The organism is Blautia coccoides (genome assembly GCF_034355335.1).
In the GTDB taxonomy this organism is placed as follows: domain Bacteria; phylum Bacillota; class Clostridia; order Lachnospirales; family Lachnospiraceae; genus Blautia; species Blautia producta.
Map to the genome: position 1 here is coordinate 5,585,018 of NZ_CP136422.1, position 22,628 is coordinate 5,607,645.

Below are 22,628 nucleotides of genomic sequence, written 5' to 3' on the forward strand. Positions count from 1 at the left end.
AATTTATTTGTCCGTCAGCTCCTCATTCTCCTGTTCTTCCTTTTCATTAAGTTTTGCTCTTAATTTCTTTTCACGGATATAGAGGAAAATAACAAAGGCTGCTGTCACTGTCAGACCAACAATTACCCAGAACAAATAGCTTGTGTGCATACTTACACCGGTCAGAAGGGAAGTTGGTGTTTCTTCCATCTCAGCCTCCTCATAAGGAACACGATGTCCACGGACAAGAAGTCTCTGGCTGTTCACACCATATGGTGTACAAGTAAAAAGGGTAACTAAATCTTTTCCTTCCTCCACTGCAAGGCTTTCTGTCTGGTCAGGTTCTACTACTGATATCTTATCCACTTCATAGCAGAGGATATCATCTAATATATAGAGAAGGAAATGGTCGCCTTCCTTTAACTTGTCAAGATCTGTGAACAGAGTAGCACTTGGCAGTCCTCTGTGAGCGGAAATAACAGCATGTGTGCTCTCTCCTCCAATGGGAAGGGAACTTCCTTCCAGATGGCCTGCTGCTTTTTGAAGTACCTCATCCTCCGTAGTGTGAAAAACAGGGATTTTGATATTGATTTTAGGGATTTCTACATATCCCATCATACCATCACCTGTGAGGTTAAGACAAGACATATATTCCTCGTCTTCCTCGGAAGCTTCTGCTACGGCAAAGGAGTCTGGGAGGATACTGGGAAGAAGAGCATTGTTGTAGGCTTCCGCCCGGTCTTCTTCGACTTTGTAGTCTATCTCACCCGCTGCGTTTTTTTCATTTACCGTTTCCTCATAACTGCTGATCAGTTTACTCTGTCTGTAGTTATTCCATTGATTGGATACGAAGGGATACAGCAGCAAGGACAAACCGGCTAAAAACAGAAGGGATACAATGATTATGTGTGTTCTTTTTTTCATCCGGACTCTCCTTATTGTTGTATTTTTCTAAAATGCCGGGGCGGGCCGACCGCCCCGGCATTAGATGTTGCTTAGATTTACTGCATATTGTTAGGAATGATTATTTAGCAGATTTTCTGCGGCTTGCGAAGAACAGGCCTGCTGCTACAATCATGATAAGGCATCCGCCGATGGTGAAGATTGTTGTACCGATTCCACCTGTGGATGGCAGGGAAGAAAGTGTAGTATTAGGGATTGTATTTGCCGCATCACCCTTATTTGCATTTACATGGAAATCATCCGCAAATATATGTGTTGTAGTTATAACATTAACCTCAACTCCATCGGTATCTGTAACTGTTTCGTGCTTAACATCTGGTTTATCGTCTTTAGTTGATCTTTCTAACATATACTTAGTTGTATCCAATTTGTATCCGTCTGGAGCTTTTGTCTCAACTACATAATATTTTTCCTGTGCATCTAAACCATCAATAGTAAACACACCATCAACACCTGTAATCTTTTCACGAATCAATTTATCATTTGACGCATTATATAAACTAAATTCTGCATTATTAAGTAAATGTTCTACATTAGATGCATCAACTTTATTAAATACCAATTTAACTGGATTAGAAATTACCTCATATCTTGTTCTGGTTATTGAATCACCATCTTCTCCAGTTGCTGTATCTCTGTCAACAGTATTTGTCAAAGGATTTGCCACAGATACTTTGCCAACCTTTGCTTTATATGTAATTCTTACTGCGTTTCCTGCTAATGTGCGATTATACTTGAAAGTGATTGTCATTACATTGTTGTCTGTATTATATTCAACTTTATAAGCGTCTTTATCAGTTCCTGCTCCTGTAATCTGGAGAGTATCCTGCATGAATGTTGCATTTGTCAATTTATCTGTAATGACATATTTTACATTCTCGTACTGTGGTCCATAATATGGATAAGTAGAATCAATTGTATAAGGAACTTCCTGACCTTCCTCTACAGATTCCCCACCCTCTTCTACAGCTTTAATAATCTCATCTGGAGCACCTTTTGCAGTTACATTAATACTATCTGTTGAGTTAACCGGAACATATACAAGCATTGGTGAATAGGTATAACCGGTCAGGGATGCTGTGATTAAATATAAGCCACCCTGTTCAGCTGTAAAACTCGCCTCATCTGCCGTTATCATATCACTTGCTTTTGCTGAAGCAATACTCTGCAAAATTGTAGCTAAATCTTTATTTGAATTTAATTTTCCAGCAGCTGCATTCTCATTTACTGACTCTCCCTTTGCCATCTCAATTAAATTTTTAACTGTTATTTCACCAAAGTAACTTGCGAATTCATTCTTAATTGCATAACCATCTACTGACGTTCTATTAGGTTCTACAATCTGTAAATATTTTACTGTTGCGGCTGTTCCACCTGTTCCTACATCTGTGATACCATTTCCAGACACCGTAACTTTTGCGTTCGTTGTTTCTGTTTTTCCTGTTTCTTCTGCAGCAAACGTCGTCATGCTCATTCCGAGCACCATTGCCAGTGATAATAACACTGCAAAAATCTTTCTGATTTTTTTCATAATTCTATCTCCTTTTCTTTTTGTGGGACATACCCATTATTTTAATGCATTTGTTCTTAAATGCTCTCCGCACTTCCGCGGTGCCGGGACCGCTGAAAAATGTAATCATATTTTACCTTTCCAGCACCTCCCTACTTTTATTTTTATATAGAAGCAGGGCCGCTGCCATCATCAGCAGTATTCCGCCAACCATATACAAGAAGATTCCAGGGCCGCCTGCACTTGGCAGTTCGTATACCGCGGTATTTTCAAAGTAGAAATGAACCGTTGTGTTTCCCTCTGTGGCTTCACTCTTTTTCACTTCTCCGCTGTTTGATTCAATGGACTTTAATTCACCTTTTTTATTTATAACTAAGGTCCATTTTTCATTGCTTACCGCATACCCTAAAGGAGCCTTTGTTTCTGATAAAGTGTAAGATCCTGCAACTATCGTTGCGACAATGGAGCTTTCACTAAAATCACTAGTTTCATACCAAATCAATTTACCTGTATTATCAGTCTTACCATAATAAGTCTTATCAGTGGATTTCAGTTCAAACTCTGCATCTGGTAATTGTAAATTATTATTGCTTGAACTTACTTTTAAAATATCCCAGTTAGTTATTACCTTTTCATTTGTATAAGCAACAACACCCAGAACACCACCGCCTGTATATTCCCATTTATCGCTGATAACATTTTTATTTTTCTTGTCACTACCTAAGATGAATGTTGCCGATTCCTCTGATGCGCTGTTGGCACAGTCTGTCTTTTCATTAATGCTAACATCTTTTACTGCAAAACCATCTGCAGAACTTTCAGTTACCATATACTCGCCCCTTGCCAGATTTTTCAAATCCTGGCCATCATATACGGCTGCATCTGTGCTGTTCGCGGGAATAACAATTTTAATATCTTTAACAAATGTTGAATCATTTTTCTTAGTAACCTTGAAGTTAAAAGTTTGTTCTTTATTGATCGGACTCTCTAACTTCTTAGTAATTTGTATTTCACCAGCCACCACATTAACTTTGTAGATACCGTAAAGCTTATTTGCATCTTTTGTGTTAACTGCCTCGACTATATGATCCTCACCACCGGCGATATGCCCTTTAGTATTTTGAGTACTCCTATAATTAGCTGGTCCCGCATCATAAGTCACTTTCAAATAATAACTGACGCCAGATTCTGCGATTGTGCTTGTTAAGCTTTCTTTAGTTATTTTACTCTCTTCCGTACAAGCTGCATCTGTGTACCATTCCAGTATAAAATCGTCAGCTATAACACCTTCATATTTTTCTAACATCTGGTTGACATCGAATAAGGTGTTTAACAATTTATCATCTGTCGGAATTGTATCACCTTTATAAACAGTAACCTCATTATTACCTACTTGCAGCTCCGCTTTTACATTGACCGGAGGCTGCGGAAGTACTGCATCGCCATAGCCTGTAGAAATCTTAGAGTCAGGGGAAATATTTGTTGTAACATTGTTACCGCCGATATATGTATCTTTGGCCCTCACTGTAATAGTTTTATTCCATTTCCCTTTTTCAGCATTTGGTATTGTCTGCTCATTCCAAACAATATACTGATATCCGGTTTCAGAATCGTAAAATACCGTTCCTCCATTTTTCAGTTTAATGCCGTCCTTTATTCCGGGATAATCTTTTGTGATAGGCTGCCCCTCATCATCTAATATTTCAAATCTGGGATCAATGACATCTTTAATCTGAGCCGATTTAATATCCAAGTTGTTCGTTATTGTTTCTTGAATCCTTTTGAATATTTCTTTTAACTCATCAATACTTTCAGCCGTAAGCGCACAATCTTTCGATGCAATGCCAGAAATATTTTTATTGCCATCCCAGATTGGTTGTGAACCATCAAGCCAGCCTTTCGCCGTACTTGTCAATCCCAGGCCAACTGTATAGATAATGACTCCTTCTTGTTTCAATTTTTCTGCCTGTGTTTTTGCCTCGCCAGCAGCCGCATTACTCCATGAACCGCCGTTTCCTGTAGGTTCACCATCCGTAAACAATATTACATATTGAGGTACATCCTCTCTTTTACTGCTTTTCAGCTTATTGTATGCATATTTTAATCCTTCTCCAGGTGAAGTTCCTCCATCGGCAAAAAGTTTATTAACATTCTTCAATAATCCTTCCGGATTACTGCCAACCTCAGTTAAGGAATTAACGCTCGAATTACTGGTACTAAATGCAGTAACACCAATTCTACTTTCAGGAGAAGAAGTCGATGTAGAATTTATAAATGCGTTTGATGCCTCCTTTAAACCAGTTAAACGTGATGCATATGTGTATATAACTTTGTTATCAGTGGCATTAATTTTATTCCAACTACTTCCATCCCAATATTGCCATGCGCTATTTATATAAATCATTGGTCTGTTAGCATAATAATGCTCGGAAGAACTGGCATAACCGGTACTAGTTCCATAGTAATATATTTTAGTTGTATCCAGTTTGTCTTTGACTGAAGAAAATTTACTTGCATTCTGGCTTGTTCCCGCATATACAAAGGAAGGAGTTGATTTCTCATTCAGAACATAGTTCATAGAACCTGACTTATCCAGAACCATCATGATATCAGCTACGCCGCCTTTTTCTTCCGTCGTTGTACTTGTTAGTTTTGAAGAAGCAGTAATATTAATATCATATGTACGCTCATCCCAATCTTTTACCGTTGCTGTCTTATCATAATTCATAGAACTATCTATCAGTTCCTGTTCTGTTACATTTAGGATTTTATAGATACCATCCTCATCAGGGTCGATTTTTGCCTCTGTTTCACCATCATGCAAATATAAATTGGCTACAGCTCTTCCATCTTTATCTAAAGTAACTTTTACCTTCCAGGTATCTACAGAAGGAATGTAACCGGTTGGAGCCTGTGTTTCTGTTAATGTATACTCACCTTCCCGAAGCTTTGTAAACTGAACTGCACCATTTTCTAATGAACTTGCCGTAAATGTCTCATTCGTATCATCGTTGACAAGTTTAAATTTAGCTCCTTCCAATGGTTCTCCAGCTTTATTCACTTTATTCAGGTACAGATTTGTCATCGGCACTTCTGTTACCTCAGAAATTCTGGCTGAAGGAAGAGTGAAATTCATCTTACAATTAGATTTAGCAGCTCCTCGCTCCATATAGAGTATAGTCAATGTATGTTCTTGCTGCTTCTGTTCACTGGTTAAATTTTCCGGATTGCCGATATAATTCCACAAGTCAACCGAACCAGTCGCCGCATCATGTATACCTCCCAAATCAATAACTACTTGATTTCCGTCAAGGACAACCCACAGATCATCGTCACCGGTAAAGGAGTAATTCAAAGGTCCAACATAATCGCCAATCTGAAATGTCACATCGTATCGCATACCAAAGTAATAATTATGTGCATTCTCCGCTTCCTCATTTGCATCTTTTACTGAATCCAGGGGGAAGAAATTATTTCCGCTTGACGCTACAACATTTGTTCCGTTTTTCACTTTACTAAGTTCGTAAGAATCACCTGTCTGGTTAAATTCTAATGTATAGTTTTTATATACCTTTCTTAAATTTCTTTTTTCGGCTTTATAACCAGTACCAACCGTTACCGATAAATCATCATTATCAAAGAAACCTGGGTCTGCATAATTAAAAACCACATTTCCATTCTCATCCAAACCTCTAAGAAGTCCTTTTACCACTGATGCATTGCCGGTCCAGACATTTGCTTCCTTATTACTACCATCCGGTTTCCACGAATATTTATATGTGGAATAATTCTGCCCTACTGTTCCAGCCGAAAGTTTTTTATTACTATTCACTCCTTCTCCATAATTCTCCGGAGCATTGATTGAATAATATTTCGTTTTATTGCCGGAACCAGAAGTACCCGCTTTTACTGTATAATCATAAAAAGTAGTTGCTCCTGTTACCGTTGTTTTTTCAGGAGTATAGTAAATTTTAATTACAGTATCACTGGCTACTTTTATTTCACTATAATCAGCCTCATCATAAAAATCTTTGCCATTTATATTGACTCTCTGCACTTCCCAATTTGTTGCTTTTGCATAGTCGTTAACTTTACCACCTACCGGAAGTGTCAGCTCATCATTTGAATAAATCTTCTGTCCATTTAAGATATTATAATGCTCAACTGTTATATCTACTGCAGAACCGCCTTGCTGTACTATTACATATGTAGAGAAATGCGGTGCGTCAAAGATAACATTTCCTTCTTCATCCACGGAACCATTCATATCTTCAACAGTGTTGTCCTGGTCTACATGGAGTACTGCTGTGTTTTTACTTGTTTCTATATCAGAAGTATTAACAGTAACCTGCACTGGCGAACTAGGCTGTACCTCAGTTCCTCCCACCATAAACTTAATATCATATGCAATAATATTTTCAATTGCAAACTGTTCTTCAATTGCTTTATCTTCTACCGCTTTTTCGATATTTTCTACTTCATTCTGATTTGTAATCTCAGTCACTTGAAGTTCGGCATCTTCCGGAAGTGCCCCTTTATCAGCTGAAACCTTTATAATAGAATTTCCTACTTGCTGGCTCCATTCTACTTTTTCAATCTCCTCTGTGCCTTCCGGCTCATTATCAGAAGTGTTCTGGTTATCTTCCTGATTACTAGGTTCTGTCTCTTCCACCTGAGGTTCTGCTTCCTGAGTATCATCTGATAATTCTTTCTCCGGTTCAGATAACTTTTCTTCTGATAATTGATCGATCAGATCTTCCGATCCAGCCGCTTCACCATCAGTATTGTCCATTACTGTTCCCTGACCTGAACCATTTTCCGGTACTGGAGTTCCTGCATCATTATCCGCCATAGTAGATATACCGGAACTCAGCATCAGGGCCATGCACAACACAATTGCTAAAACTCTTTTATTTATATTACTCTTATTTTTCTTCATGGCTTCCTCCCTCTGCTATATTTTCTTCTATTCCGGAAATCGCTCCATCTATCAGTTTCAATAACTCCAAGGCACTGCGAAAATATTGTTCCTGCTGTTCTTCCACCCACAGGACACTGCCCTGCCATGTGGCATTCTGACATTCATGTATTTTTACTATGAAGGTTCCTTTATCTTTTTTCATCATTTTGCCACTCACAACATTTTCGCCTCCTTTGGGGTATTTTTGCACTCTCGCTTAACTATGAACTTATTGTACTTAAAGAAGCATTACGGAAAGCATTACATGCATTACTTTTTTCAAAATAATTTTCGTTGTTTCTTCTTGTGTAATGGTTCTGTGAAGATTCCGTGAAGTTTATGAAAAAAGGCAAAAAAATACCGCCGGTTTACCGGCGGCACAATTGTGTCAGATATCATATTCTCCAAGCGCACTGTCTATGAGTTTGATCAGCTCTAATGCGCTGCTGAAATGCTGCTTTACTTTATTCTCAAGCCAGAGTATCTCACCCTGCCATGTAGCATTCTGTCTGTATTGGACATAAATTGCAAATGTGGCAACTCTGCCCTTCTGCTCTAAAATGTTTTTCTGAGGTATCTTCTTCTGCAGCTTGTGTGATGGCTCTTTTGGCTTTTTTACGAAGCTGCGGCTTTCTGTGGATGCCTGCGGATAGCAGATACAGTCATAAAGCTTATCCATGAGATGCAGAAGCTGCACCACATTTTCAAAGAGCCACGGCTCTTGACTATAACACTGGTACAGACGACCGGAGAACTCGCCCCGGTCACTGGCATCTACACAGACGCTGATCAGGTTAGGCGCTGATATATTAATATTTAAACCCTCTTCTTTATTCATAGTCCACACTCTCCAGTCATTTCCGGGTCTTTTCTGTTAATTCCAGTGGAACCCGTTGCTTCGGAAACTTATTCTGGAATTATCATTCTCCACATCAGCTATAGATGATACATAGTATTCCAGATATTGTTCCCATGATTTATGTTCTCTGGCAAAATAGCGGGAAATACGATCAAAAATCATGGAACAGTTCTCCTGATTCGTGCCTACCAGTAAAATCAAAAACTGTGTGGGACTATACTTTGTAAAGAAATCCCCTCTGCGCAGACAATGTTTGACCGCATCGTACAGCTCATCCGTCATAGCCGCCAATTTTTCTTTGTTTTCCATTGGACGTCCTTTTCCGTCTGTCACTGTACACAGCATAAGGTACACGGATTGGCCGCTGCGCTCAATGATCCTCCTTACCAAGCGATAGCCATCCCGAAAGCTCGGCAGGTTACAGTAAAAGGCTCCGTCTTCTTCCTCATCTTCTTTCAAACCGCCTTTGATCTCATTGATCGCCTGCGGTTTGTGGCTCATCTTGGCACTCATTTCATTAAACTGGTTCATCATTTTTTCTGAGGGGCTGATCCCCAACTCCTCAAAAAACAGCTTGGCAGTATCCTCATAGAGCTGAATTGCTTCCTTATAACGGTTTAGAGCCATTAAACAATCCACCTGAACAGACTGCCATTCATCAAAAGGATACAGCTCACTGGCCTTTTCACATAAATCCAGCACTGTCTCATACTCACGCTGTTTCATGAGAGAGTCACAGATCTGACTCAATGCCTGTGTGTATTTCTTTTTATACTGTACACTCTCCAGAAGTACCCAATCCTCACCGGAAAGACCCGGGAGAAATTCTCCGTGATACACCTCACATGCACTTTTCAAAAGCTGAATCTTCTTATCTTCACTGGTTTCCGTTTTACTTGAATCCACAAGATTTGAAAATACATGGACATCTACTTCAACTTCCATAGGGCTGGACCAGCGGTAAATGCCTGACTTTATCTGTATATAATCATACTCCGGAAGACCTGCATCCACCAGCATTTTCTTGAGGCGGTGAGAAGTTACTCTTAGATTATTGGCAACATCAGCCAGTTCTTCTCTGCCATATAAACTTTCCAGCAGTTTGCCCCTGGCTATTCCGCCTTCACCACAGTGGAGCAGAATCTGAAGCAGTTTCATAGATTTGGTTGCCGTATTCCTGCGGAAGGATATGGGCTTATCTCCATACTCCATGGAGAAGCCTCCTAACATGTGCACTTTTAACACCGGTAATTTTTCTTCTATCATACTCTCTCCCATTTGTCTGCACGCCTCCGCTCGTTTTATAGCCCTATCATATCATTAATCTTAATTTTATAATTTGTCCTATTTTTTGTCAATGCTTTATACGTCGACAAAACAGCAGTTGAGTCACCCATAAAACATTATATGTGTACCATTTATCAAACCCTATTACTATTGAAATGCTATATTATTTAGGGACCTTTTCAAAATTCTTGCTCTTAAGGTATTCATCCATACTATTTGAATTAGTACTACTCATACCCGCTATATTGGTTTTATCCGGTTTATTACCGTTTTTATTCGTACTTTGATACACTTGTCCATCGTAATATATAAGATACGCATCCCAATTAGACCAGGCATTATTACCCTCAACTGTACCGTATAGTACCATTGTACCATCTGCTAAAAAGTAAGGTTTCCAGTATAAAGTTTCATCCCCAAAAGATGTGCCGCTCTTCATGGAATCAGATACCTTCATAAATCCTCTCTCATCAGCCACCTTTTTTAGCAAATCCTTTCTGTCAAAGCTGCCGCTTCCCCACTCTTCCTTATGTTCCAGCAAATATTTATAATAACTCTCACACTGTCCTAAATATCCTTTAACGCTGTCTATACATGGACAGGAAAAAGTCACTAGCTGCTGCCCGTCCTTACTGGTGATTTCAACTTCATATTGGGTATTATATACGGGACAAACGGTAATATCTTCAGAACAATATCCTCCCTTAACCATATAATCAATAATCCCACTGTTAAGAACGCTTTTCACTTCAATTGTATCTTTACACAAAGCGATTTCCGGAACATCTGTCCCCATGATCTGAAACTGCGTCGCTAATTCATGTCTCTGATTCGCGCATTTGGCAACCTTGGATTTCTGCACATAACGTGTAATGGAAGGCACTGCCACTGCAGCAAGTATTAATATGATCACTATCACTACAATGAGTTCCACCAGAGTAAATCCCTGACACCGGTTCTGATTTTTATTCTTCTTTTGCAGCATTTTATTTTCTGCCTTTCCTCTGACAGGCGCATTTAGCCAAAATTTTTTATATTCCCATCATATTACTAAAGGTTTGCATCTGTCAATGATATATCTGTATATATAACGTAAAAAACAGGGATTTTATGCCAAAATGCCTGTTTCTGAAATTCTTAATATTTTATTAAGGCTCAATAATCTGTTTACATAACATTTCCAACTTCTGCGCCTGTCTGCCCAGAATACGCACTACAGCATCTCCTGATTCCAGAAAGGAGACACCGCCTTCCACTTCCCCTGTATATTCCAGTATTTCTCTGGCCTTATCTGCCCACTTACTGTCTTTTGACAGGCCGCACAGGAGCAGACTCGCAAGATGCGTATACCCTTCATACATACCTGTTTCTTCCATACATAATGTATGGGGATCATATCTGGTGTTGTCCCTGTAGATCAGTCTTCCCTCCCGCCGCACCTGAACCAGAGAATTGTAATATTTATAATCAAAGCATTCCCCATATGCAGTCCGGCCGCAGGAGAGTATATCCTGAAAAATAAACCGTGAACTTTCCTTTTCCAGTTCCACTTCCACAATATTGTCAAACGCGGAATCCCTAAAAGGGATTGCAGGCTGAGGTACATAATATAAGAAGGAATCTGATTCCTGGCAGATGCGTATATATCGTCTGGCACATCCATTTTTCATCCTGTGTATTTTCTCAAATGACTGGGAGCAGACCTCCAGCCTTGTTCCTCTGCCCACATGTATGCGCTGTTCCTGTATATCCCCCTCCATGATCCCCGGGGAGGCACTCAGTATCATGACCTTCAAATAATCTTTTTCTTCCCGAAACGGCTCCATGATCTTAAAGGGTGCTGTAAACTGTACTTCATCTAAAACAGCCTCCTCCCCCTGCAATATGGTAGAAAGGAACAGTTCAGACCTGCGTCCAAAGCTTCCGCCCCCGCTGCCTTCATAAAATCCTGTCGCCGTAAGAGGTGCCTCCGCCATATTTTACTCCTCCAAAAATACGTTTTTCCTGATCCAGGCAGCCACTTCATCCACATGTTCACCTGACCTGATATTTGTAAAGAGGAAAGGCCGTTCTCCCCGCATTTTCCTGGAGTCCTGTTCCATAACCTCCAGGCTGGCACCTACATATGGGGCTAAATCTGTCTTGTTGATGACAAGCAGATCGGAGCGTGTAATTCCGGGTCCGCCTTTTCTGGGGATTTTATCCCCCTCCGCAACATCTATGACAAAAATGGTCGCATCCACCAGCTCCGGGCTGAACGTCGCTGAGAGATTGTCCCCGCCGCTTTCAATGAACAACAGGTTAATGTCAGGGAACCTTTCTTTCATCTCATCCACTGCCTCCAGATTCATGGAAGCATCCTCCCTGATGGCAGTGTGGGGGCAGCCGCCGGTCTCAACTCCTATGATGCGCTCCCTGGGAAGAACCGAATTTCTGCTTAAAAATTCCGCATCCTCTTTTGTATAAATATCATTTGTAATGACCCCAATGCTGTATTCCGAGGCCAGTTTTCTGGTCAAGGCCTCGATCAGCGCAGTTTTTCCTGAGCCTACCGGCCCTGCTACCCCTATTTTCACATATGACATATCTCTTTCTCCTATCTATGACATGTAAATCCTTGAATACAGGCACTCATGCTGCATACTGCGGACTGCAAAGCCGGGCGCGGATATGCACAGTTCTGACTCAGTAAGTTCCTCCAGCCTGCCCAGGGTCTCGTCAAATAAGCCCGTCATGTGGTTCAGCAGTTTCTGTCCTATACTCTGGCTTAAAGGAATGGTCTTTACACAGTTGGTAACCATAGCCGATATTTGTGAATAAAGAAAATGGTATACTGCCGGTTCCTTTTCTATCCCTGCCGCAAAACAGAACACTCCATATGCGCAGGGGTGACAGACACGTTCCCCTGCCGCCTCTGCATACCGCAAAAAGATGCCGCTTGCATACTGGATATCCAGTCCTGTTGTGGTTTTTAAAAAACGGGAACCTAATTTGCGGCTGGCTTCCCGGATTTCCTTTTGACTGCGGCTGGCCTCCGCAATTTCCTCCAGTTCCAGAATGGCCTCCAAATTATCCTCAGACGCGTACTCCCAGGCCAGTCTTATGAGCAGCAGTTCATTATATAAAAGGTTTGTCTTTATGTTCTGCAGGATATATTTTTCTGCTGTATCAGCATCCCGGACAATCCCCTTTTGTATATATGTCTCCAGCCCATAGGAATGGGAGTATCCTCCAATCGGAAACAGGGCATCGTTGATCTGCAGCAGCAGAAAATCCGTCACCCCGCTCAATGGGCATGTGCACTGACCCCGGCAGAGATTCTTTTGTCGAAGTCCAGTTTTGACTGCTTTACAGTGACACTTATACCCGGTATCTGATTCAGCATACGCAGCATAGGCTCACTGTACGGTGTGATGAAGCTGTTCCTGTCTCTGCCGCAGAACAGGGACGCATGGCGGTTTCCTATTTCATAGCATACCTTTGCTGTCATCTCCGGGTGATTTCTGGATATCCATATTTCAATGACATCACAGTCGGGGATGTTGACTGCAATTACATTTTCTCCTTCCTCCCACAGAATATCTCCCTGACGGATACCTTTCGTTAAGATTCCGTCATCCAGACGGATGCCTATCTCGGCGCCGTCCCTTGTTGTCTTGCGATGGATTTTTTTGAAGGCTTCATGCCACTCAATGTCTACATAGTCGATTTTTTTGTCCCGGATACGGGAATTCTCTATGTTACCTAATATTTGCTGGCATAACATCATGTCTTTTATCCTCCTTTTCTGAGCAGATTGTCGGAATGAATTCTCAAATACACTCCAGGATACTGAACAGCTGCATTAAAATAAATTGTACATTTGTGTGAGCGGAAGTGTTTTGGCCGGTTTTGAGGTAAGCGGCTCTTTATCTGCGGTAACCTCATATGTCTCCGGGTCTACTGTGATCTGTGGTGTTTTGTCGTTAAAGATCATGTCTTTTTTGCCGATATTCCTGCAGTTGGAAACCGGAAGGATCTGTTTTTCCAGTCCGTATTTTTCTTTTATCCCTTCTTTTACCGCTGCCTTTGAGACAAATGTGGCACAACAGGAAAATCTGGCTCTCCCGTGAGCGGCAAACATAGGCTGATACATCACAGGCTCTGTTGTGGGGATGGATGCATTGGCATCACCCATTTTTGATGCAATGATCATCCCCCCTTTGATGATCATGTCCGGTCTTACTCCGAAAAAGGCAGGATTCCATACAACCAAGTCCGCCATCTTTCCTTTTTCCACAGACCCCACATATTGAGATATTCCATGTGTGACTGCCGGATTGATGGTGTACTTGGCTATGTAACGTTTTACCCTGAAATTGTCATTTCCGTTCTTCACATCCTCCGGGAGAGGGCCGCGTTCATCCTTCATCTTGCCTGCGGTCTGCCAAGTTCTTGTGATCACCTCACCGATGCGTCCCATGGCCTGAGAGTCCGAACTCATCATGCTGAATACGCCCAGGTCATGCAGTACGTCTTCTGCGGCGATGGTTTCTGGTCTGATACGCGAGTCGGCAAATGCCACATCCTCCGGTATTTTCTTATCCAGGTGATGACATACCATCAGCATATCCAAATGTTCATCCAATGTATTTACCGTAAACGGCATGGTTGGGTTAGTGGATGAGGGAAGAATATTCGGCATCGAAGCCGCTTTGATGATATCAGGCGCATGACCACCCCCTGCCCCTTCTGTGTGATAGGTATGTATAGTACGGCCTGCAATGGCACGTATGGTGTCCTCCACACATCCCCCCTCGTTGAGGGTATCTGTGTGGATGGCCGTCTGCACATCATAAAGGTCGGCAACGTTCAGACAGTGGTCTATCACTGCCGGGGTCGCACCCCAGTCCTCATGAATCTTCAGCCCCATTGCCCCGGCTTTTATCTGCTCTATAAGAGGTCTTTCGTCAGAGCAGTTCCCTTTTCCCAAAAATCCAAGATTCATAGGATATTCTTCCGCTGCTTTTAGCATCATTTCCAGATTCCAGGGGCCTGGGGTACAGGTGGTTGCGTTTGTCCCGTCTGCAGGCCCTGTACCTCCTCCGATCATAGTGGTCACACCGGAATACAGGGCACATAAGATCTGCTGAGGGCAGATAAAGTGAATATGACTGTCAATGCCGCCGGCTGTGACGATCATCCCCTCTCCTGCCAGAGCTTCTGTAGATGCGCCCACTGTCATCCCCGGTGTGACGCCATCCATAATATCCGGGTTTCCCGCCTTGCCTATGCCTGCTATTTTCCCATCACGGATGCCAATATCAGCCTTTACGATCCCTGTATAATCTACGATCAGAGCATTGGTAATGACCAGATCCAGACAGCTGTCCTCTCTGGATGCCTTCACACATTGTCCCATGCCGTCACGGATCGTCTTGCCGCCGCCGAACTTTATTTCATCTCCGTAATGGGTATGATCTTCCTCCACTTCAATGATCAGACTGGTATCTGCAAGCCTTACTTTATCACCGGTTGTGGGCCCGTACATCATTGCGTATTTTTTACCGGATATGATACTGCTCATTCTTCTGCCTCCTTCAGGAATCCCTTTTTCGCGGCGTTGTCCAAGGCCGTTCTTTTACTAATCTCTGTAATCTGCGCGCAGGTAAGGTCATTGAAACCGAAAATGCGCCCGGAACCGCCCATGGAAGTGAGGGAAACCATCTTTGTCTCCCCCGGTTCAAATCTGACGGAAGTACCGGAAGGGATGTCGAGACGAAATCCATATGCCTTTTCACGGTCAAATACCAGATATCTGTTCACCTCAAAAAAATGATAATGGGAACCTGCCTGAATGGGCCGGTCTCCTGTGTTTGTTACAGATATCTCCAGTGACGGCCTGCCCTCATTCAGAATGATATCTCTGTCTTTCGGTATGATCTCTCCTATCTTCACTATTTGGCTCCTCTCTATTGTATGGGACTGTGTACAGTGACCAGCTTTGTCCCGTCAGGAAAAGTGGCTTCTACCTGTACTTCATGTATCATATCCTTTACACCATCCATGACATCATCAATGGTGAGAAGTTTTCTGCCCAGAGACATCAGCTCTGCCACATCTCTGCCGTCTCTGGCATATTCCAGAAGCTGAGAACTTATATAGGCAACAGCTTCTGTATAATTCAACTTTACTCCCCGGGCTTTCCGCTTCGCCGCAAGCTCTCCGGCTGTGTGGAGCATTAGTTTTTCCTGCTCTTTTGGTGTTAATCGCATTTCAGGAACCTCCTTTTACTGCGTTTTTAAATAAAAAAAGGCAAAGACACCTGTTGACGGCGTCTTTGCCTTACTTTATGAGTTTATCACAAAAAAGTTTTATGTGTCAATATGTATTGTAATTTCACCGGAGGAATTCTTCTATCTCTTGAATGGACAGTCCCGTCGTTTTGGAGACTTCCTCCGGGGAGCTGCCTTTGAGCAGCAGTTTCACAGATACAAATTTTAGTGACTCATACTGCTTTTCGGCCAATGCTATGGCCTTTTCTTTTTCTGCCATAGCCAGTGCTACGGCCTTTTCTTTTTCTGCCATGGCCTGCGATACAGCTTTTTCTTTTTCTGCTATGGTTTTCTGCAGGGATTCCCTTACCTCTGCCACGGCCTGCTGCTTTTCCTCTTCAAACAGTCTTCCTACTTTCGTCATCTTGATCCACTCCTCTACTCGTCTTGCATACTCCGGTTCTATGATCTTATCCGCAAAGGTGATCACTCCTGACAAGATAAACATCTGTTGTTCTTCCTCCTTGGCCTTCTTTGCCAGGTTTATGACCTCTTCCAATATTTCCTTTTGCTCTTCCCGTTTTTTTACTGTCAGGGGAAGAACGATCAGCTGCATAACTTCTGTATCACTGAGCTTTTGTCCCTCCTCTATCTGTCCTCTGACTTTCTCTAGTACAGTATCTGTTTCGATAGAAGACAGATATCCGGGTTCAATACTGAGCTGCAGGCACCCTGCATCCAACACCGTATTAATGCGGCGGACGCTGGAAGTACACAGAACTATCATTCTGATCTTAATAACACGTCCATATCTTTTCAAGATTCTGGCTATGTGGCATACATATTTTATCTTGCTCTTTTCCGAAAAAGAGCTCTCATAATCCACAATGGCATAGCTGTCATCTTCCAGCCTGAATAGATTATCCGTGGCCATCTCATTCGCCTCGATCACCGGCAAATTTACAGGAAGCACTTCTGTGATTCTTGACATGGGCACACCATAAACGGCGAAGGATTTTTCTTTCATTCCTTCTGTAAGGATCTTGGACACAATGTCTTTATTTTGATATGCAACGTCGCCCATATACATACCTCTCCTTTATTTTAGCAAATTTTTACTTAACATGCAATCAAAAAAACACCGTAATTGGCATCACCCCCGGATTCTAATTCAGTCTTTTAAAATTTAAATATTGGGAAAACAAACGGCGAAATGCCGGATTGCAGAACGAACCTGCAATGTAGAAAAATTCAGATACCAGCGGTCATGTTTCCGCTGTTATTAGAGCTTACATGAAATGTGTATTGAAGTCAATAAACATTTTATAACCTTTTTCTGTTGTTTTTGAAAATTTCGATTTCCTGTTTTCACAGGATTACGGGACCTGGAAGGTAATGATACCCGGTCATATGGTAGATTGAAATAAAACGCATTTGCCCGCCTCGGTCTGTACATGAGACAGACTGAGGCGGGCTTTATGCTGAATTCCCTATTTTCCTGTGTAGGTGTGTATTCCATGCGGATCATCATACGGCTCTGTTCCAAACCTTCCGCCGGTTGTGGGATAGCCATAGATGGAGCCGTCTTTTATCTCCACCTCATCCTCCCACGGCAGGCAGTATCTGCCCTCTGCCAGATCCTTAATGTAGGTGAGCTGGGTATCCGGCTGTCCGCCGGGGTATGCCACATAACCACGATGTCCCAGATTGTAGATATTGTTTTCCAGTCCCCATTCTTTTCTGGCCGCGTCTGCCTTTTCGGGGAAGATCTCAGCCGTGACGATCTCATAGGGATTTCTCTGTCCCTGTACCAGCACAGTCCCGTCATAGTTGGTGATCTGTCCCTCGCCAAAATAGTAGAATACTCCGTCATATCCGGCCAGGTTCACGGATACGGTGTACATGAGGTTCTGCCATGCGTTGGATCGGTTTGTAAGGATCCACTGGTCATTTACCTGGGTACTGTAACCGGAAATGCGGATGTATACATTGCATCCTTTGTAGGCTGCCTCCCTGGCAAGTTCAGGTATCATGCCGTCGTGGCAGATGCATACGGAAAGTTTAGAACCGCCCGGTCCATCACATACCGGCATGCCCAGGTCCCCGGGATACCAGGGTTCTATGGGATTCCACGGAAAGAGCTTGCGGTAATGCAGACAGATTTCTCCCTCCGGATTGATAATGACCGCCGAATTATATGGGTTCTTGTCAGGATCCGGATTTCTCTCCATAATGGAGAAAACACCGTAAACCCCTGCCTCCCGGCAGGCCTGCCCGAAAATCTCAGTCTCCTTTCCCGGAATGTCACATAAAAATTCATCGGTCAGCCACTTTGAAGTGTTCAGGCCCTGGGTGCTGTACTCGGGGAAAATGATCAGTTCACAACCCGGATAACCGGCTTTTGTGGCGTGAAGGGTCCGCACGATCTCCTGTATCTGCCGATCAATGTCTGCCCTGGAGTTGACGATCGGTGCCGGAAACTGGACCGCTGCTGCTAAAAATCCATTGCCTGGTTTGTTCATGCTTCCAATACTTCCCATGTTGATTCCTCCTTAAAATTCACTGTGTGTCAGAGCTTACGCCCTGCGCTTATCCTGTAAGTGTCTGTTATAGGCAGCACGAAGATCCTGCCGTCTCCGGGCATTCCCGTGCTGTTGACCAAAGTAACCGCATGGATCACTTTATCCACGTCTTCGTCCTTCACTGCAATGATGAACATGCGTTTCGGCACCATATCCGACTTCACCATTGTGAGGTTGCTCTGTGTTATGTTAACTGCTGCCTTTCCTCTGCCTACGACTTTTCTGCCGGTAAAGGCAGGAAGCCCTACAGCTTCCAGGGCTTTTTTCGTATCCTCAACCATGGACGGCCTAATGATGGCAATGATCTCTTTCATATGAATCCCTCCCGGTAAACTACAGACCTTCCTGCCTGGTGCTTATGGTATAAGCCCGCTCCACAGGTAGGACAAAGATGCGCCCGTCTCCGTTATTGCCGTAGCCGGTTCTGGCCACATCCATGATCGTGGTACATACCTGCCTCTCATCTTCATCCTCTATGATCATAAAAAGCATGGTCTTAGGCAGTTCATCATAGTTTACAGAACCTATGGTGATTCCTTTTTGTTTGCCCCTTCCATAGACATCCATCTCTGTAACGGATACAAAGCCCTGTTCCTCCAGTGCGTCCAGCACCTCTCTTGTCTTCTCCGGCCTAATGACCGCCCGTATCATTTTCATATGCCGCGCCTCCCCTCTGTCTTACATGGCAAGCATTTCCTGCAGTTTTTTCTTATCCAGATCCTCTGTTTTTCCGCTCATCTGAATACGGCCTTTTTCCATAACATAGCATTTGTCAGAGACTTCCAATACAAACTCCAGATACTGCTCCACCATCAGGACCGCCATATATTCCTTCAGTTTTGTGATAGTTCTGCCAATCTCCTGAATGACAGAGGGCTGTATCCCCTCTGTAGGCTCATCCAGGATCAGCACCTTGGGATTGGAAACAATGGCTCTTGCAATGGCAAGCTGCTGCTGCTGGCCGCCGGAGAGGTCACCGCCTTTTCTGTCCAGAAACTCTTTCAGGATAGGGAAAATCTCATAGATGTGTTCCGGAATCTCTCGGACTTTTTTGTTGGCTTCCATCCCCAGAAGAATATTTTCCCGGACTGTGAGCTGGGGGAAAATTTCTCTTCCCTGGGGGACATAGCCGATGCCTGATTTTGCTCTTGCATAGACAGGCATCTTAAAAATACTTTTCCCGTCCAGGGTAATGCTGCCCGACGGTGTACTCACAAGACCCATGATGGATTTCACTGTGGTGGTTTTCCCCACGCCGTTTCTGCCCACAAGACAGGTGACTTCCCCTTTTTTTGCTTTTATATCAACGCCGAACAGGACACGGCTGCCCCCATAGGAGGCTGTCACTTGTTCTAATGCCAGCATATCATTCACCTCCCCTTCCCAGATACACATCAATTACCTGCTGGTTATTCTGCACCTCATCCATAGTTCCCTCACAGAGCACTTCCCCGTCGTGGAGCACTGTTACCCAGGATGCCACCTCTTTCACAAACTTCATATCATGTTCCACTACGATAATGGTGCAGTCCTTCTGTATGATCTTCAAAAGCTCTGCGGTCCGCTCCGTCTCTCTTCTTCCCATACCGGCAACAGGTTCATCAAGCAGCATGAGCCGCGGGCGGGAGACACATAACATTCCGATCTCCAGCCACTGTTTCTGTCCGTGTGACAGGATAGAAGGGTACTCGTCTTTCAGCTCATACAGACCGATGAACTGAAGCTGTTCGTCTATCCTCTCTCTCGTCTCAGGCGGCAGGCGGCTGCCCAGGGATGCCCAAAGTCCCCTGTTCTCCACTGCTGCCAGTTCCATGTTCTCGTAAATTGTGATACCGGAAAACACGCTGGGAGCCTGGAATTTTCTCCCCACACCAATATTTACTATTTTATTTTCCCTGATCTTCGGCAGGTCATAACTGCGCCCTTTGTTGTGATAGACGATATCGCCGCCGGAAAGCTTGTTTTTCCCGCAAATGGCATCAAGCAGTGTTGTCTTGCCGGCACCGTTTGGACCTATGAGAAAACGGATCTCGTTTTCACAGATCGTGGTGGACACATGCTTGACTGCCTTAAAATTCCCGAAGGAAATACTAGCGTCCTGAATTTCCAGAACCGGTTTTGCCATCTTTCTGCACCTCCTGTCTCAGACTGTAACCTTTTCTTTTTTTTCCTGCTTCTCTTTCAGCTTGGCACCGCCGCGTTTTTCCCTGGCTGCCTGCACACCAGCCCTGATTCTCTTCGGAACATCCTTAATGGAGACAAGTCCCTCAGGAAGAAAGAGTACCACAAGGATGAAGATACCACCCATGAAGAACTGCCAGAAGGCCGGAAACTGTTCTGATATAAGGCTTTTCAAAAAATTGATGACAAGCGCCCCCAGAACAGGTCCCGCAAGGGATGCCTTGCCGCCCACGGCTGCCCAGATGACCATCTCAATGGACGGGGAGATACCGATATCAGATGGGGAAATGATTCCCACCTGGGGGACATACAGCGCCCCCGCCACACCTGCCAGAACTGCTGACAGACAATAGACAAACACTTTATACACTGCCGGGGAATACCCTGTAAATCTTGCCCGGTTCTCCGCATCCCTCACAGCCAGAAACACTCTGCCCACACGTCTGTTGACCAGAAAACGGCATAGACAAAAGGCCAGTATCAAAACCGCAAGCGTCGTATAAAAGAGTATGAGCTTTGTCCCCGGTGAATTGATGGTCATGCCAAAGACTGTGGTAAAATTAGTCAGGCCGTTGGAGCCGCCGAAATACTCCTGTCTTCCGATGAGGAAAGTGGCCAGAGCGTAGGCAAGTACCTGGGACAGGATACAAAAGTACACACCCCGTATCCTGTTCAGAAAAGTAAGGGACCCGATTACCGCTGCCACCAGCATAGGTACTGCTATGACACAGAAAATAGTGAAAACGGGGCTGGCAAATGGTTTCCAGAGGACAGGTAGCTTCTTTAACGCGCTCCATGCCATGAAATCCGGGAGTGCTCCGCCGGATGCCTCCAGCTTCAGGTGCATTGCCATACAGTAAGCTCCAAGCCCGAAGTATACTCCGTGTCCAAGACTCAGGATTCCTGTCTGCCCCCAGATCATGCCGATCCCCAGAGCTATGAGGGCAAAGCACATATATTTTCCCAGCATATTAGTTCGGAATGCTGACATATAGAAGGGTGCAGATGCCAGAAATACACAGATCAAAGTGATCAATACTGTGTCTCCTTTTACTTTAAACCGCGGCTTTTTCGCCGCTGCGTGATTCGCCATAATTTTGTCACCTCCAAATATTCCTGACATTTTATTCATCCAGTACTCTGCTGCTGATGGAAAAGATACCTTTGGGCCTGAACTGAAGAATGATGACCACAACAATGAAGATCAGGACTTTTCCCAGGGACGCACTCGTAAAGAATTCAAACACAGGCCCGCCCACGCCAATGACAGTGGAGCCTGTAATGCAGCCCACGATCCTTCCCACACCGCCGACTACCACCGTCATAAAACTGTCTACAATGTAAGACTGCCCCACAGTAGGCCCGATACTGCCCAAAAATGTAATGGCACATCCCGCTACTCCGGCAAATCCGGAGCCTACAGCAAAGGTCATCATATCGCAGGCTGCTGTATTGACGCCAAGGCTGGCTGCCATGGGACGGTTCTGCATTGCCGCTCTGATATTCCGCCCCTGTCTGGTCCGGTACATGAGAAACCCAATGAGTGCACAGCACACAACCGCCAGGCCGAAGATGAAGAGGCGTTTGCAGGACATGGAGAACATGCCGAAGATATGGATGTTCTTATCCAGAAATGACGGACAGGATACGCTCACATTGGCCGGCCCGAAGACGGACCGAACCAACTGCTGCAGCACAAGGCTGATCCCCCAGGTGACCAGAAGGCTGTCCAGTGCCCTGCCGTACAGCCTGCATATGATAACACGCTCCAACAGAACACCAAGCAGTGCCGTGAACAGGAAGGATACCAGAATCGCTGCAGGAAAGTACCAGTCAAACATAGCCTCCGGAAAAATCTGTTTCCATATATTCTGAACCACATAAGTGGCATAGGCGCCAATCATTATAAACTCGCCGTGGGCCATGTTGATGACGCCCATCAACCCAAAAGTGATCGCCAGTCCCAGAGACGCCAGTAAAAGTATGGAGCTGACACTCAGGGCGTTGAACATCTGCATAAAGAATAAATCCATTTTTCTCCCTCCTCTCCCGT

22 protein-coding genes and 1 pseudogene are annotated in these 22,628 nt (G+C 43.9%); all 23 read right to left on the minus strand.

The window, feature by feature from the left end; translation table 11 throughout:
- Nucleotides 1-3: 3 nt before the first annotated feature.
- Nucleotides 4-903, minus strand: coding sequence for a class C sortase (locus BLCOC_RS25140; RefSeq protein WP_115623736.1), 900 nt, complete (start codon nt 901-903; stop codon nt 4-6).
- Between the two features lie 100 nt (nt 904-1,003).
- Nucleotides 1,004-2,473, minus strand: a complete 1,470-nt coding sequence (locus BLCOC_RS25145) for a SpaA isopeptide-forming pilin-related protein (RefSeq protein WP_115623737.1) — start codon at nt 2,471-2,473, stop codon at nt 1,004-1,006.
- A gap of 112 nt (nt 2,474-2,585) precedes the next feature.
- Nucleotides 2,586-7,391, minus strand: a complete 4,806-nt coding sequence (locus BLCOC_RS25150; RefSeq protein WP_115623738.1) for a SpaA isopeptide-forming pilin-related protein — start codon at nt 7,389-7,391, stop codon at nt 2,586-2,588.
- A complete protein-coding gene (locus tag BLCOC_RS25155) occupies nt 7,378-7,590 on the minus strand; it encodes a hypothetical protein (protein WP_330369544.1) in 213 nt (70 codons plus the stop codon). Before BLCOC_RS25155 ends, BLCOC_RS25150 begins: the two co-directional genes overlap by 14 nt.
- 210 nt (nt 7,591-7,800) lie before the next feature.
- A complete protein-coding gene (locus BLCOC_RS25160) occupies nt 7,801-8,250 on the minus strand; it encodes a hypothetical protein (RefSeq protein WP_018593397.1) in 450 nt (149 codons plus the stop codon).
- A gap of 36 nt (nt 8,251-8,286) precedes the next feature.
- On the minus strand, nt 8,287-9,483 hold the full coding sequence (locus tag BLCOC_RS25165) for an AfsR/SARP family transcriptional regulator (RefSeq protein ID WP_242999002.1): 1,197 nt from the start codon (nt 9,481-9,483) through the stop codon (nt 8,287-8,289).
- Between the two features lie 238 nt (nt 9,484-9,721).
- Nucleotides 9,722-10,354: a hypothetical protein gene (locus BLCOC_RS25170; RefSeq protein WP_242999003.1), complete on the minus strand. Its 633-nt coding sequence runs from the start codon at nt 10,352-10,354 to the stop codon at nt 9,722-9,724.
- 117 nt (nt 10,355-10,471) lie between these two features.
- A pseudogene (locus tag BLCOC_RS27690) lies at nt 10,472-10,543 on the minus strand (type II secretion system protein); the annotation flags it as partial.
- A 163-nt stretch (nt 10,544-10,706) separates the two neighbouring features.
- Nucleotides 10,707-11,534 carry an urease accessory protein UreD gene (locus tag BLCOC_RS25175; protein ID WP_115623740.1) on the minus strand — a complete coding sequence of 276 codons (828 nt, stop codon included), beginning with the start codon at nt 11,532-11,534 and terminating at the stop codon, nt 10,707-10,709.
- A 3-nt stretch (nt 11,535-11,537) separates the two neighbouring features.
- Nucleotides 11,538-12,143, minus strand: a complete 606-nt coding sequence (gene ureG, locus BLCOC_RS25180) for an urease accessory protein UreG (protein WP_115623741.1) — start codon at nt 12,141-12,143, stop codon at nt 11,538-11,540.
- Between the two features lie 15 nt (nt 12,144-12,158).
- Nucleotides 12,159-12,839 carry an urease accessory protein UreF gene (locus tag BLCOC_RS25185; protein ID WP_320960276.1) on the minus strand — a complete coding sequence of 227 codons (681 nt, stop codon included), beginning with the start codon at nt 12,837-12,839 and terminating at the stop codon, nt 12,159-12,161.
- 5 nt (nt 12,840-12,844) lie between these two features.
- Entirely contained in the window at nt 12,845-13,327 is a 483-nt protein-coding gene (locus BLCOC_RS25190; protein ID WP_115623743.1) for an urease accessory protein UreE, read from the minus strand.
- A gap of 75 nt (nt 13,328-13,402) precedes the next feature.
- Nucleotides 13,403-15,124 carry an urease subunit beta gene (ureB, locus tag BLCOC_RS25195; protein ID WP_115623744.1) on the minus strand — a complete coding sequence of 574 codons (1,722 nt, stop codon included), beginning with the start codon at nt 15,122-15,124 and terminating at the stop codon, nt 13,403-13,405.
- Nucleotides 15,121-15,495 carry an urease subunit beta gene (gene ureB, locus BLCOC_RS25200; RefSeq protein ID WP_115623745.1) on the minus strand — a complete coding sequence of 125 codons (375 nt, stop codon included), beginning with the start codon at nt 15,493-15,495 and terminating at the stop codon, nt 15,121-15,123. The genes ureB (BLCOC_RS25195) and ureB (BLCOC_RS25200) overlap by 4 nt, the downstream gene beginning before the upstream one ends.
- 14 nt (nt 15,496-15,509) lie before the next feature.
- Nucleotides 15,510-15,812, minus strand: a complete 303-nt coding sequence (ureA, locus tag BLCOC_RS25205; protein WP_018593406.1) for an urease subunit gamma — start codon at nt 15,810-15,812, stop codon at nt 15,510-15,512.
- Between the two features lie 124 nt (nt 15,813-15,936).
- On the minus strand, nt 15,937-16,896 hold the full coding sequence (locus BLCOC_RS25210) for a cell envelope integrity TolA family protein (protein ID WP_115623746.1): 960 nt from the start codon (nt 16,894-16,896) through the stop codon (nt 15,937-15,939).
- Between the two features lie 406 nt (nt 16,897-17,302).
- Nucleotides 17,303-18,352 (minus strand): formamidase, encoded by a 1,050-nt coding sequence (locus BLCOC_RS25215; protein ID WP_115623747.1) that lies wholly within the window; start codon nt 18,350-18,352, stop codon nt 17,303-17,305.
- A gap of 29 nt (nt 18,353-18,381) precedes the next feature.
- Entirely contained in the window at nt 18,382-18,708 is a 327-nt protein-coding gene (locus BLCOC_RS25220) for a P-II family nitrogen regulator (protein ID WP_018593408.1), read from the minus strand.
- 19 nt (nt 18,709-18,727) lie between these two features.
- A complete protein-coding gene (locus tag BLCOC_RS25225) occupies nt 18,728-19,051 on the minus strand; it encodes a P-II family nitrogen regulator (protein WP_018593409.1) in 324 nt (107 codons plus the stop codon).
- 21 nt (nt 19,052-19,072) lie between these two features.
- A complete protein-coding gene (urtE, locus tag BLCOC_RS25230) occupies nt 19,073-19,759 on the minus strand; it encodes an urea ABC transporter ATP-binding subunit UrtE (protein WP_029471331.1) in 687 nt (228 codons plus the stop codon).
- A gap of 1 nt (nt 19,760) precedes the next feature.
- Nucleotides 19,761-20,519, minus strand: coding sequence for an urea ABC transporter ATP-binding protein UrtD (gene urtD / locus BLCOC_RS25235; RefSeq protein ID WP_018593411.1), 759 nt, complete (start codon nt 20,517-20,519; stop codon nt 19,761-19,763).
- Between the two features lie 18 nt (nt 20,520-20,537).
- Nucleotides 20,538-21,668, minus strand: coding sequence for an urea ABC transporter permease subunit UrtC (gene urtC, locus BLCOC_RS25240; protein WP_242999004.1), 1,131 nt, complete (start codon nt 21,666-21,668; stop codon nt 20,538-20,540).
- Between the two features lie 31 nt (nt 21,669-21,699).
- Complete coding sequence (urtB, locus tag BLCOC_RS25245) at nt 21,700-22,608, minus strand: urea ABC transporter permease subunit UrtB (RefSeq protein WP_115623749.1); 909 nt, start codon at nt 22,606-22,608, stop codon at nt 21,700-21,702.
- Between the last annotated feature and the right edge of the window lie 20 nt (nt 22,609-22,628).